Origin of the sequence: Rosistilla oblonga (assembly GCF_007751715.1) — a bacterium.
Taxonomy (GTDB): Bacteria; Planctomycetota; Planctomycetia; order Pirellulales; family Pirellulaceae; genus Rosistilla; species Rosistilla oblonga.
In genome coordinates this window covers 3823346-3836295 of sequence record NZ_CP036292.1, presented here as the reverse complement: position 1 = coordinate 3836295, position 12950 = coordinate 3823346, and the positions used below count along the sequence as shown (strand labels likewise).

The 12950-nt window shown below is 58.7% G+C and carries 8 protein-coding genes; 5 read left to right on the top strand and 3 right to left on the bottom strand.

Annotated features, from left to right (window positions below; genetic code table 11):
• Window positions 1–93: 93 nt before the first annotated feature.
• From CA51_RS13635 to CA51_RS13625, 3 genes are read left to right on the top strand one after another with little or no spacing between them, the layout of a single operon-like run.
• Window positions 94–363 (top strand): FliM/FliN family flagellar motor switch protein, encoded by a 270-nt coding sequence (locus CA51_RS13635; RefSeq protein ID WP_145121457.1) that lies wholly within the window; start codon window positions 94–96, stop codon window positions 361–363.
• A gap of 7 nt (window positions 364–370) precedes the next feature.
• Entirely contained in the window at window positions 371–1003 is a 633-nt protein-coding gene (locus CA51_RS13630) for an HD domain-containing protein (protein ID WP_145121455.1), read from the top strand.
• Window positions 1000–1338: a tRNA-binding protein gene (locus CA51_RS13625; protein WP_145121453.1), complete on the top strand. Its 339-nt coding sequence runs from the start codon at window positions 1000–1002 to the stop codon at window positions 1336–1338. Before CA51_RS13630 ends, CA51_RS13625 begins: the two co-directional genes overlap by 4 nt.
• Before the next feature lie 10 nt (window positions 1339–1348).
• Here the strand turns inward: CA51_RS13625 and CA51_RS13620 are convergent, their stop codons facing one another.
• From CA51_RS13620 to CA51_RS13610, 3 genes are all read right to left on the bottom strand, one after another.
• Window positions 1349–4681: an efflux RND transporter permease subunit gene (locus CA51_RS13620; RefSeq protein ID WP_145121451.1), complete on the bottom strand. Its 3333-nt coding sequence runs from the start codon at window positions 4679–4681 to the stop codon at window positions 1349–1351.
• 5 nt (window positions 4682–4686) lie between these two features.
• Window positions 4687–6537, bottom strand: a complete 1851-nt coding sequence (locus CA51_RS13615) for an efflux RND transporter periplasmic adaptor subunit (RefSeq protein WP_231745677.1) — start codon at window positions 6535–6537, stop codon at window positions 4687–4689.
• A 303-nt stretch (window positions 6538–6840) separates the two neighbouring features.
• Window positions 6841–7035 (bottom strand): hypothetical protein, encoded by a 195-nt coding sequence (locus tag CA51_RS13610; RefSeq protein ID WP_145121449.1) that lies wholly within the window; start codon window positions 7033–7035, stop codon window positions 6841–6843.
• Window positions 7036–7367: 332 nt separating this feature from the next.
• Between CA51_RS13610 and CA51_RS13605 the strand changes: the two genes are divergently transcribed.
• Together CA51_RS13605 and CA51_RS13600 are read left to right on the top strand one after the other, a co-directional pair.
• Entirely contained in the window at window positions 7368–10109 is a 2742-nt protein-coding gene (locus CA51_RS13605; protein WP_145121448.1) for a PD-(D/E)XK nuclease family protein, read from the top strand.
• Window positions 10106–12856, top strand: coding sequence for a UvrD-helicase domain-containing protein (locus CA51_RS13600; RefSeq protein WP_145121446.1), 2751 nt, complete (start codon window positions 10106–10108; stop codon window positions 12854–12856). The genes CA51_RS13605 and CA51_RS13600 overlap by 4 nt, the downstream gene beginning before the upstream one ends.
• The last annotated feature ends 94 nt before the right edge of the window (window positions 12857–12950 follow it).

Below are 12950 nucleotides of genomic sequence, written 5' to 3'. Positions count from 1 at the left end.
CCCTGTGCGGCCTGCAGCTTTCGCTCGCAGCCCGCCGCGCCGCTCTTGCTTAAGACCGACAACGCCCCATTGGCTCTTCCCTCAGGTAGCACCATGCCGACTGCGAACCTCTCTTTTCAACAACGCGTCCTGGGAATTGAAACGGAAGTTTCGGTCGTTTTGGCAACCAAGAAGATCCAGCTGGACGATGTTCTGAACCTCACCACTGGGGCGATGCTTTCGTTCGAGAAGGGCTACGACGAACCGCTCGACCTGATGATTGGCAAAGAGCCGATCGCGTCGGGGGAAGTCGTCAAGCTGGGGGATAAGTTCGGGTTGCGCGTCCGCGACCTCGCCCACGAGAACACCGGCCAAGATCAATAGACGGCGGATGAACAGCGAACAAGCAAAGCAGGTCGAGGCAGTCCGCCGGATCGTGTGCCAGCGGATGCAGGGCCAAGGGGCGGGGCACGATGTCGATCATGTGCTGCGAGTCCATCGCGTCGCTCGTGAGATTCAAGCGGAGGTTGGCGGCAATTTGTTCGTGATCGAACTGGCCGCTTTGCTGCACGACATCGGCGATGCCAAATTCCACGACGGCAAAGAACGCAGCGGCGAGTTCTCGCGAGAGATTCTCGGCGAACTGCTAGTCGATCCGGCCAGCATCGAACGCGTTGCCGAGATCGTCGATACGATTTCTTTCCGCAAAGCCGCTGATCGCGCGACGCTATCGCTCGAGGCGCAGGTCGTCCAAGACGCAGACCGCTTGGACGCGATGGGGGCTGTTGGGATCGTCCGCACGATCGAATATGGAGCTTCCGTTGGGCAACCGTTTCACATCGGTGAGCATGCGGACGCGTCGGAGCGAACCGGGCTAGGACACTTCGAGGACAAGCTGTTCCGTTTGGCGGCGTTGATGAATACCGCATCGGCTCGCCGCATCGCGAGCCAGCGCCATGACTTCATGAAACAGTTTGTGGATCAATATCTCGCGGAATGCGGACAGGCGGAGAACCGAGGATGAACGAGATCTCTTGGGATGACTTTCAACGCGTCGAGTTGAGAGTCGGAACGATCGTCGCTGCGGAAGAGTTTCCGCAGGCTCGCAAACCTGCGTTCAAGCTGCGCGTCGACTTTGGCCCCGAGATCGGTATCCGCCGCAGCAGCGCTCAGATCACCGACCTCTATTCGCCAGATCAGCTGGTCGGACGGCAGGTGATTGGAGTCGTCAACTTCCCCGCCAAGCAGATTGGGCCGATGATGTCCGAATGTTTGATCACCGGTTTCCATCGCGACGACGGCGCGGTGGTGCTGGCGGTTCCCGATCAGCAGGTCGACAACGGCGTGCGGTTGGCTTGAACAAGCGACTTCAATCTTCTGCGTCTGCGAGCGCAACCGGTTGGACGCCAAACGTCTCGACGAGGATTGCGTAAAACGCCGGGACGATGATCAGCGTCAGCGTCGTCGTCAGCATCAGCCCGACGATCATGCAATACGCCAGCCCTTCCCAGAGCGGTCCGCCGCTGAGAGCCAGCGGAATCAAGCCTCCCACGGTGGTGGCCGTCGTCAGAAAGATCGGCAACATCCGCTGCTTCCCCGCGTCGACCAAACACTCGCGGAATTCGGCGATGCTGAGTCCAACGATGGGGCCGTTGGCGTCGCCCGAGCTGCGTTTCTGCAGTGCTCGCTGAGTGATCAAAATGTCGGCGAACTCGATAAAGATGATCGCCGTGTTCAGGACGATGCCAAACAGAGCCAGGATTCCGAGTTGAGGCATGAATCCTAACGATTTGTCGGACAGGTACAGCCCCAGCCAGGCGCCGACCAATGCGAGCGGCAGCGTCGAGAGGATCACCAACGGTTTCGACCAACCGTTGTACTGGAAGATCAAACAGAGCACGATTAACAGGAATGAGATCGCAAACGATTTCATCATCTGGCCACCGGCTTCGGCACTCTCTTCAAACGCTCCGCCCGGTTCGATCCAATACCCGATCGGTAAACCGGCTTCCAATTCACGCATCGCATCGGACTTCAAGACTCGCGAGACGACGTCGTTGCCGGTCACGCCGGGCTCCATCCGCGAGCTGACCTCGATCGTACGGTTCATGTTTCTGCGTTCGACGCGGGCGAGTTCAAATCCGGGCTCAAGGCGGGCGAGCGAGGCGAGTGGGATCTTGCCGTTGTCCCCTTCGACGTAAGCCTCCTGCAGACCGCGGATCGATAATCGCTGGCTCGGTTTTAAGCGAAAGTAGACCGGGACCTGATGATCGCCTTCGCGGAAGGTCGTCAGTTGTAAACCGGAATAATACGAATTCAGCGTCCGAGCAACTTGCGAATTAGTCACACCAGCCAATACCGCGCGGTCTTGATCGACGTCGACGCGAACCTGCAGTCCATCGACACCCCAGGAATCGCTGACGTCCCAGGTTTCTGGCTGTTCGTCGACGATTGATTTCAGCCGATCGGCTGTCGAGCGTAAGATGCTTGGATCGGCGAACCCGTTGCCTGAAATTCGGAAGACCAGCGGATCGGCGGGGGGACCAAGCGCCAATTGCACCGGAACGATTCTCGCACCGACGATCGGATCGATCCCCAACGCTTCGTCGCCTCGCTCGCAGACCTCGCGAACCCGTTCGGCGTAGGCTTTGGTAACCGAACCACTGGTGGTGCGTACCAAGATCTCGGCATAGGACCGCGTCTTCGGTTCCGGTTCCCAACCGAGATGCCAACGCGATCCGCCGCCGCCGACCATCGTCCGCATCGAACGCAAACGCAGTGGAGCTCCGTCGCCTTCGGTTGCCAGTTTGCGAATCGCCGTTTCAACTTGTTTAGCGACGCGATCGGTTTGATCGATCGTTGCGGTTTCGGGGAGAACAATTTTGACGGCGAACTGGGTTCCGTCGGCGTCGGGGAAAAATTCGCTGCTGACCGGCAACGTCATGATCCCCGCCATCAAAATTGCGACGGCGAGCGCTGTCATCCATTTGACGTCGACAGCAAAGCGTCCGACCCGGCCGTAAATCTTGTAGGCGAAGTTCTCGGATTGAGAGTTCCCTTTTGTTGGCTGCGATGATGACTTGGAACTGCGGCGAGGAATCAAGCGACTGAAAAACGAGAAGGCGGCGACGACGGGAGAGCCCGATTCGTCTGGCTTTGGAGCTCGAATGAAGATCCCCGCCAGGATCACACACAATGTCATCGCCAGCAGCCAACTGAGTGCCAGCGTCGTCGATACGGTGACCGGTAGGCTGTAGACATATTCTTTGCCGCCCCCTTGGAGAGCGAACAGCATCGGCAGGAACGCAGCCATCGTCGTTAACGTGCCTACCAGCATCGGGATCGCCAGCGTATTGGCTCCTTCGATCGCGGCGGGAAACGGTTGCATCCCCGCGATCTGGTTGGTTCGCGCTTGATCGCAAACCTGAACCGCGTTGTCGACTAACAGTCCCAAGGAGATGATCATCGCCGCGAGCGAGATCTGTTCCAATTGGACGCCAAACATCGCCACGATTCCCAACGTGATCAATACGACGATCGGGATGTTTGCGGCCATCACAAACGAGGTCCGCAAGCCGACGACAAGATAGACGACGACCACGACGATCAGGACCGCTTCGATCACGTTGAGCATCACGTCGCGGATCTTTTTGGCGACGCTTTCGGATTGATCGGAGACGGCTGTCACGGCGATGTCCGGCGGCAACCGCCGCTCCACACTCATCAGTTCGGCGACTCGCGCGTTGGCAGCGTCGCAAACGTCGATGATGTTGGCTCCCGATTTCATCGTGATCCCCAACATCACTGCCGGCGTGGTGTGCGTGGCGTCGCCATATCGGCAGATGTAATTGGCGGGATCCTCCAGACCGCGGGTAACGGTTAGGCCCAGTTCAGCCAACGGAACGCTGTTGTCGCCTCCGTCGGTATGGACCGTGCTGGCGATCTGTTCAATCTCTTCGACCGCGTTGAACTCGCCGCCGGTGTTGACGGCGTAATGTCCCGACTGGGTATCCAATTCGCCACCGGCTTGGATGATGTTCCTTTGGCTGGCGAGCGTTTCCAATTGAGCTGTGGTCAGCGCGATCTGAGACCAATTGTTCAGATCGGTTTCGATATAGATCGCTTCTTGTCGTTCCCCGAACATGTCGACCTTGGCCACTCCCGGCAACAGACGCAGCGCGTCCTGCACGTCTTCGGCAAAGATCTCCAGTTGGCGGGCGGAGTAGCGATCTTGTTCGCGAATCTCGTCGCGGCCGTGCGTTGGCGTTTGGTGAACAGCCAGCAATAGGACCGCCGTATCGCCGAATTCATCGTTCACGATCGGACGAACATTGTCAGCCGGCATCGGCACCAGATCGACTCGCGCACGGACCTTGTCCCAAACACCTTGGATCGCGTGTGGCGGGACGCTGTCTTCTAATTCGACGAAGACAGTCGATTGCCCGGTTTGCGTTGTCGATCGCGTCAGTTCGACCTCTTCGATGCTGATCAGCTTTTGTTCGATCTTGTCCGTTATCAGCTCCTCGACCGTCTCCGCGGGAGCCCCGGGCCACGCGGTCGATACCACGCATACGCGAATCGTAAACTCGGGGTCTTCGCGACGCGGGATCGTCACGTACGTGATCGCTCCGGTGGCCATCGCCAACAGAACTAAAGAGGTCACGATCGGTTGATACTTTACGGCAAGTGCTGGTAGCGACATGGCGATCAACGAGCCTCCGTGTTAGCAGCGGGTTGTTGGTCCGAGCTTTGGGAGTTTGAGTTTGTGTCGTCGATCGAATCGTCTTCACCAACCGGCGTGTCGCTGTCACCGGTTGCGGCGGGGAGCGTATCGACGCGATGTCTACCGGTTCGCCGGACAGCTTGACCGTTTTGCAAATAGTGGACGCCGCCGACGATCACCTGAATGCCGTCGAACAGATCAGGGGATTGGACCTGGACCAAAGACCCTGCATCCAGATTTTCGGGGGTGATCATTTCAACAGCCAGTTGTTTCGCTTTGCCGTCGTCGAACACAAACAGCGAGGTCTTGCCCGACTCTTCATAGACTGCTTCGATCGGCACGTAATAGCCCGGCTCGATTGCATTGCTCGATAGATCGACGGTGACGAGATCGCCGGGACGCAACATCCATTGCGATCCCGCTACCAGAACGACCGATTCGCCATCCCACTGATCCTCGCGGTCGTCGGGGAAGGTCAGGCGGCCAACATACAATGTGTCTTCGCCGACCGCTTCGGGCTCGACAAACGAGACCGAACGAAAGATCCAGTTGCCCAAAAATGGGACTCGCAGATCGTGTTCGGTGATCCGGTGTTTGCGGACCTTGAGGACGTTTGGCAGGATGTCGCGGAGTTTGGCGTTGGTCACTTCGTAGACAAACGGACCTTGGTCATCGCGGACGATCGAGTTCTCTTCGACAAGGATCACGCCGGGGCCGGTGACCATCATCCGGTTCAGCTTTATCGGCCAGAGGTCTTCGGAACTGGCGATCGTCCCGTCGGTCGCCGCCGCGGTTTGAGTATCGTGGATCTTCTCATTTAGCAACAGCATCGTCATCGCAAACGTGCGGGTCGTCGGATCGGCGCTTGGTGCGATGCGATAGACAAATGCGTTTTGGACGCGTCGGGTGCCGTCGGGCAACAGGAAAGAGATCGGCAGGTGGCGGCGGTTCCGCATTTGGCGGGATTGGCGAGCCGACAGTTCGACTTCGATCTTGATCGGATTGGTCATTTGCAGCGTCAGCACCGGAGACCCCGCCGAAACGACGCTCCCCGGAACGACCATGACTTCGGAAATTTGACCCTGATAAGACCCAAACAACGTGGTGTTGTCGAGGTCGCGTTGGGCATCTTCGAGAGTCTGTTGAGCGCGTCGGATCTCCGCGACGGCGGACTGCAATTCGGCTTCCGTCTGTTTTGCACTTGCTTCCAGCGAACTCAGCGACGCTCGACTCGCTTCGACGAGATTCTTCGCTTGGTCGAACTCCGACAGCGAGGCGGCGTTTTGTTGACGCAGCGTTTCGACCCGATTGAATTCGTCCTGCGCCAGCTTGAGGTTCGCCCGTTCGGCATCCAGTTCGGCAGGCAACGCTTCCTTCAACCGGATTTCGATGCTCTCTTTTTGTAGCTTCGCAACTTCCAGATTCGCCTCCGCCGATTCGACAGCGATCCTGTAACGCGAGGGATCGATCTTCGCCAGCGGCGTCCCTGCCTGGATCAGTTTGCCGTCGGGATCGATCACGCGGCCATCGATATCTTTACCAGGTTCGAGAACCCACTGGATCCGGCCGGAAACCTCAAACCCGATCTGTTCGGTCTTCCACGATTTAACGCTTCCCGATCCGGTATAAGACGAGGCGGGGATGGCTTTGTTCAGCGTCAGCAAGGTCACCGGCAGCGGCGGTTTGCTCTCGAATTCAGCCGCTTTCTTCTGGCATCCGCTAGCGACCAGCAAGAGCGCTCCGCAGATGAGAACCGCGGACAACAGAGAGTTGCCGCTCGCAAGCGGGAAGTGGCGGATCGACGTTAGCAACCGCTGCGGAATTGACGCGTGCACTCTTAGTCCCTTGTCTGGTTTATGCAAAACGTGAGCAGCTTGCCAACGGTTTCGTCACCAAAACAGTCGCCACGCAACTTCGCCCCACGTCTATTGATAATGCCAACCATATCGATTGACTATCCGACGTGGTGCCGCAGGACTCATATTTCAGATCAGCAGATCGCTTAGATGGCGGACGGCGCTTTGCGATTCAGCACGCTGTAACGGGGATGCGGTGCAGTCGCAAGCGATAGAAGTGGCGCCGTATTAGGCGCAGTTGTGCGATGGCGACGTCGGGGGAGCGGATTCGAGTGAATCGCTCTAACGCTCCAAGTCGTTGCCATCTTCGTCGTAGCGGACGTAAGCGAAATAAAAGAAGACGCCGATGCAGATCGGGATATTGATCAACCAGATCGTGAACATGATCGGATCGATCCAGGGTAAAGCGATTCCAATCACAAGCAGGATTGCCCACAGGATACGCGTTGCTCGCCACATCGATTGGATTCGTTTCATTGCTCTACAATCAACCATTCATTGTCTTGGTCGCACCGGGAATCCGAAAGCGTTTCCGCGACCGTTGTATTAGCTTAGCTTTTATCAGCCGATCTTCCTAGGCGGCCCCTCAAGCGGGCCTCTGCTTGGACCAGACTTGTCCGGCGGTTCGTCGAGGATAGACTTTAGTCCCCCATGCTTTCCTCTTTGGATCAACTGAACGGAGTCTATTTGTGGCGTCTGAATCGACATTAAAGCCGGTTTTTCTCGGTTGGAAGCGGCCCTTGCTTCCACTGGCGGCCGAGTGGCTGTGGCGAGCATACCCCGCTCGGGACCAGTGGGATCTAAGCCAGGTGACGATCGTTCTGCCAGGTCGCCGGGCGAAGCGGCAGTTTGCCGATCTGTTGACGCAGTTTGCGAACCAGCACGGCCGGACGCTTGAAGGTCCATTGATCATCACTACCGGTGGGCTTCCCGAACGGTTGTACAAGCCGACCGATCCGATCGCCAACGAAATGGAGCAGACGTTGGCGTGGTGTCAGGTGTTGCGAGCTGCACCGTCGGATTCGCTGACTCCGTTGGTCGCTACTCCGCCGCCAGCGACGCCGATCGCCCCCTGGCTGGAACTGGCCGGCGCGGTGCGGCGGTTGCACGAAGAGCTTGCCAGCGAGCACTACAGTTTCGGCGATGTCGCTGCGGAGCTTGCGGGGGAGACGCCCCAAGAAATGCCACGCTGGCTGTTGTTGGACAAACTGGCGAAGTCTTATGAACAGACGTTGGCATCGGTCGGTCGATCGGATCCGTATGCACAGCGCCGCCGCGCCGCCGACGCGAAGATCTGCCAATCGCCGGGTGACGTGGTCGTGATCGGCGCTGTCGACCTCAACAAGAGCATCCGGGCGATGATCGAAGAGATCGCTCCAAGCGTGTCGATTCTTGTCGGAGCACCGCCGGAGGAGTCGGACCTGTTCGATGAATGGGGATGTGTCGTATCACAGGAATGGATCGATCGGACGCTGGAGATCGACGAGCAGCAATTGGTCCCGGCGACCGATGCAGAGGATCAAGCGATCGCGACCAGCCGGATCGTATCGGATTGGCGAAGCCAGTTTGAACTGGATCAGATCACGATCGGGATCACCGACGAAGCGATGATCGCGCCGATCAGCCAACAATTGGTGGTCGATGGCATCGACGCGCACGCTGAACTCGGAGAGCCGCTGATTCGGTCGGCTCCTGCGCGGCTGCTCTCTTTAGTTGTCGATTACATCCAGAACCGCAGCTTCCGCGTCTTCTCGAGCCTCGTGCGGCATGCCGATCTACACGCGATGCTGAGTGCGGAATTGTCTTCCAACGCCGCGGAGGGAGATGCCTCGGCGGCCAGTGGGAATTGGTTGATCGCCTTGGATCGGCTGCGCAGCGAACACTTTCCGCTTCGAACGAACGATCCTTTGCCGACGGCGGCGGCAGATCGCGAACTCGTCGGTCGCTTGATCGCTGCTGTCGACCAATGGTTGCAACCGTTATTGGCTAGCGATGCCGGCGGCGAGGTTCGTCTGGCCGATTGGTGCGAAGCGGTTCATAAGATCCTCGCGTCGGTCTACGACACGCGTCGCAAGAGTCTACGCGGTGTTTGGCAGAAGCGGTTGGGGCAAGCGCTGGCAGCGATCGATTCGGCCATCGACCGTTTGAGCAGCGTGCCGCAGCAATTGGAACTGGCGCTCCCCAGCGGCACGATTGCGGAGATGTTAGTCGCGCAGATCGCCGAGGTGCGACTGCATCAACCGAGCGCGGCCGATAAGATCGAACTTGTCGGTTGGTTGGATCTGGCGCTCGACACCAGCGACGCGTTGTGTGTGGTCGGATTAAACGAACCGTTTGTCCCCGAAAGTGTCGTCGCCGATCCGTTTTTGCCCGGCGGTTTGCGGCATCGGTTGAAGATCGCCGACAACGATCAGCGTTACGCTCGCGATGCGTACGCGCTCAGTTTGATGCTGCACAGCCGATCGGCGTCGCGGTTGATCGTGGGCCGCGCCAGCGCCGACGGCTCGCCAACGCCGCCCAGCCGATTGTTGGCCGCTTGTTCGCCTCAGACCGCGGCGACAAGGACCTTGCGGTTGCTGGAAGAACTGCCGCCGCGGCCCGCAGTCGCGTCGATCTGGACGACCGATCAATCGAGTTCCGACCTGCCGATTCCCGTACCCACCACTTACGATCCGCCAACGATCTTGTCGGTCACGGCGTTTGGTGACTACCTGCGTTGCCCCTACCGCTTCTATCTGCGGCACATCGCCAAATTGCGTCCATTGGATGATACCGTTGTCGAACTGGCGGCAAACCAGTTTGGAAATTTGATTCACGATGCGTTGGAGGAGTTTGGCAAGACGGGGCCCAAGCATTCGACCGACCTGCATGAAGTCGAAGCCTGTTTGTTGGACGTCGCATCGGATCTGGGCAGGCAACGCTACGGCGAACATCCTTCGGCTCCCGTCCGCTTGCAAATCACAAGTGCTCTGAATCGGTTGAAGCTTGTTGCACAACGACAAGTCGAACGGACGCACCAAGGCTGGCAATTGTGGGCGGCGGAACGTCAAGTCGATGTGCAGGACAACGCAGTCCTGATGGTCGACGGCAGCCCCTTTGGACTCAAAGGACGCATCGACCGCATCGATTACCACCCCGACAACGATCGTTGGGCGGTGATCGATTACAAAACGCACGCTCACGATCCGTTTAAAAAGCATTACAAGAAGACGACCGATGAGTGGATCGATCTTCAGCTGCCGCTTTACCGACACATGTTGTCGGCGCTCGGGATCGAAGCCGATCGCGATTCGGTGCAATTGGGATACTTCAACATCGGTGAGCGGCAGGCGGACGTCCGCGTCAATATCGCCGAGTTCACGCCGCAGTTATACGCTTCGGCCGATCTCGCCGCCGCCGATGTCGTTCGCGGTGTCCGTGAGGGGCGGTTTGTTGCGAACCCCGACGCCGCCACCAACTTCGACGATTACGCGGTAATCTGCCAGACCGGCAGCATCGAACATCTGTTTGCCGATCAGGAAGAGGACGCGTTGGAGGAGACACAAGCATGAACGAAGCAACAGATAAACCGAAGCGTCCGAAGTCGAAAGCCGATCTTGCCGCGGAGGCGGAGCGTTTGCAACCGCTGATGATTCGCGCTTCCGCTGGTACCGGGAAGACCTATCAATTGACAGGCCGTCTGCTGCAGATCCTGTTGGGTGGCGCATCGCCCGACACAATCCTGGCGACGACGTTCACTCGCAAAGCTGCCGGCGAGATTCTGAACCGGTTGCTCGTTTCGTTGGCTCGCGCTGCCACTGATCCGAAAGCGCTCGACGATTTGCGGCAACAGATTGGCGATGCCGATCTTTCAGAGCAGCGGCCGGCACCGCTGCTGCATGGGATTTTGAAGGATATCCATCGGCTGAGGATCTGTACGCTCGACAGCCTCTTTTCTCAACTGGCCCGTTCGTTTTCGTTTGAGTTGCAGTTGCCGCCCGGCTGGCAATTGACCGACGAGATCGAGGAGAGTTGGTTTGTCGATCAAGCGATCACGCGGATGTTGGAACAATTTGATGAGACCGAGGTCGAGTCGCTGTTTCATATGCTCAGCAAAGGGCAAGCCGAACGGAACGTGGCGATGCGGCTGCAGCAAGTCGTGCAGAACAATTACGCTGGCTTCCGCCGCAGCCACCGCGACGCGTGGAGGACGCTCGCCGCGGTCAAGCCGCCCGCCGACAAAGCGATCACCGAAGCGGTGGGCGTACTGGACGGAAGTGCCACCGGCGACAAGCGGATCGACAACGCGATGCGGAAGTACGGGGAACTGACGCTGACCGAACAATGGGATGCAATCGTCGAAGCGAAGCTGATTGCGGCGGCGGATCAATCGCAGCACAGCGGCGAACCGGTTACCTATTATAAGAAACCGGTTCCGGATGACTTGGTCGCCGCGATGTGTGTGATCTACGCCAAGGCTCGCCATGAATACGTGATGCGTCTGAAGATGCAAACCGAAGCGACCGGCGATCTGTTGGAATCGTACGATCGCAACATCGGATCGCTAAAACAAAATGCTCGGCGGTTCAGTTTTGACGACGTCTCGCACCAATTGGCCGATTGGGTCGATCGCCTTCAGGACGATCAACGCTCGGGCGATTTGAACCGCTTGGCGATGCGGATGGATGCCTCGTTGGATCATGTGCTGTTGGATGAGTTTCAGGATACCGCTCCGGTCCAGTGGGACGTCTTGCGACCGTTCGCGCGGCGTGCGAGTGTCGGTGCGCCTCAGCGGACATTCTTCTGCGTAGGAGACACCAAGCAAGCGATCTACGGCTGGCGTGGCGGTGAAGCGAAGATCTTTGACGCGGTGCAAGACGAATTGCCCGACGTCGTTTCGAAGCCGCAGGATACGAGCTTCCGCAGTAGTCCTGTGATCACCGACAACGTGACGAAGATTTTCAAACACCTGCACCGACACCCAAGCTTCAGCGAACGCGAGCCGCATCCGGTCGGCGACGCGCAGTGGAAGTGCCACGCGCTGCACGAGTTTGAGGATGCGTTTCACGACCACCATGCCGCCTTCCGTGATCGGCCAGGATATGTGCAACTTGCGACGGGGCCGCAGGGTGAAGGAACGGCCAGCGAGAAGCGGGCGTTGCATCAGCGGTACGTCGCCGCGCAGGTGCAGGAACTGGCGGAAAAGATTCCCGGTAAATCGATTGGAATCCTCACGCGGACCAACCAAACCGTTGGCCGGATGATCTATCTGCTGCGTGAACTGGGACTGGATGTCAGTCAAGAAGGCGGCAACCCGCTTATCGATTCGGCTGCCGTGGAGATGATCCTTTCGGCGGTCCGGCTGGCCGAACATCCCGGCGATCTGAGGTGGCGATTCCATCTCGCCAACTCTCCGCTTGCAGAATCGCTTGGTCTGACGCAGGCGATCGATCGCAAGACGGCTTATGGCGAAAGCCTGCGGTTGTCGGGCGAGCTGCGAGATCGGTTCGAACACGAGGGGCTTGTTGCCACGGTGACGGAGCTGGCGAAAACATTGTTGCCCAGTTGCGGCGAAGCCGATCGATTGCGACTGCGTCAGTTGATCGGATTGGCCAACCAATACGCACGGGCTCCGCAGCCGCGATTGTCCGCGTTCGTCGAACTCGTCACTAAACGCCGGGTGCAGCGGCCGCGGGAAGCTCAAATCCGCGTGATGACGATTCACCAAGCCAAGGGGCTGGAGTTCGACGCGGTGGTCCTGCCCGAGATGGACGGCAATCTTTCCAAGCCGCCGCAAAAGTGTGTCACGATCGCGCCCAGCCCAACGGCTCGCGCGACCGGAGCGCTTCGGTATGTGAAGCATCAAGCCTGGGGACTGCTGGAAGATCAGTGGCAACAAGCGTTTGGTCGCAGCATCGCCGCGGCGATGACCGAATCGCTCTGCACGCTCTACGTCGCGGTCACTCGCCCGGTGCATGCGCTCTACATCTACATCATGCCCGGCGGGAAGAACAGCATGAACGGGAAGACTTCGGCGGCGTTGCTGTATCACGCGTTGGGCGTCACGGCGACTGTCGAACCCGAAACCGAACTGTATGTCGATGGCGATCGCGAGTGGTTCCATTCCCTGCCTGCGAAGGAGAAGCCGGTCGAGTCGGTTGCAACAACGCCGCCACCAGCGAAGAGGAAGCCCGCGAAAAAAGTCGCCGTTGAGGCGGAACGCTCGCCGAAGGATGACGCTCAGTCCGCGGCGGACGAGTCGCCGGCAAAACCAGCTGGCGGTCCTGCCGGCGATCCACAGCAGATGGATCTGTTTTAAACGCATGCGACCGGCCTCGGATCCGACTAAGATCAGTCATCTTTAGGTTCCGCGATCGGCGCCGCCTGTCCCCGCCCATCACCCTCAAATGCCA